Below are 843 nucleotides of genomic sequence, written 5' to 3'. Positions count from 1 at the left end.
GACCGCGTCCGCTCCCGCCGTCCCCGGCCTGTGCGGCCCAGCGGCCACGCCGCCGCCGCGCAACGTGCCCGACAAGCCCTTTGCCGATACCCGTTCCGGGCGCACCATACGCGAGCCCGACGACTGGAGCCGCATGGCCACGGCCACGGCTTTGCGCGTGTACAAGGCGCTGGATGACCGCAGGGACATCGTGGCGCTGCCCATCCGCATCACCCCGCCCAATGCCCGGCCCTTCGCGCTGGCCTACCAGAACCTGCTGGCCACCGAACTGGTGTCGCGGGGGATGCAGGTGGCACTGGCGCCGGAGAACGATTCCGTGGAACTGGACTTCGCGGTGCACGCCGTGCCCGTGGGGCCGCAACGGCCCGTGCCGGAGGCTGCCACCAGCCCCGACTCCAGGTGGGAGGTGGTGCTGACCACAACCATGTGGCACGGCAACCGTTACGTCATCCATACTGCGGAAGGTTTCGTGGTGCGCGGTGACGAACTTGGCAAGTACGTGGACCCCGACGCGCCCGGCCACACCGTGCGGCCCTTCCGATCGCGCAGCGTGCCCATGGTCAACAGGTAGATCGTACGCAACTGCCGCAGGTCGGGGCGCCGGATTTCAGCCCCGCGCTTGCGCAACCAGACTGGCCGGGAGGCGACGCATGTCCGCATCCAGTATATATTCCAGACAGTTCCTGAGTGTGCAGGCCGCTCTTGCGGCAGGACGTCTGCCAAGCCCGAAGTCCGTACTGCGGACCATGGCGCTGGCCGTCGGGCTGCTTGCCTTCGCCCTGCACGCCGTTCCGGCTCGGGCCGATGCCGGTCCCGTGGGCGCTGCCGCGCGCCAGCCCGCCG

Annotated in this window: 1 protein-coding gene; it reads left to right on the top strand. The window is 69.8% G+C overall.

The window, feature by feature from the left end; all coding sequences use genetic code 11:
* Positions 1-571: hypothetical protein (locus FVW20_RS17110; protein WP_196610532.1), on the top strand; the 571-nt coding region annotated here is incomplete at its 5' end.
* Positions 572-843 lie beyond the last annotated feature (272 nt).

The sequence above is a fragment of the Nitratidesulfovibrio oxamicus genome, assembly GCF_015731765.1.
In the GTDB taxonomy this organism is placed as follows: domain Bacteria; phylum Desulfobacterota; class Desulfovibrionia; order Desulfovibrionales; family Desulfovibrionaceae; genus Cupidesulfovibrio; species Cupidesulfovibrio oxamicus.
Note: the sequence above shows the minus strand (reverse complement) of the source record. Positions and strands in the feature narration are given on the sequence as shown.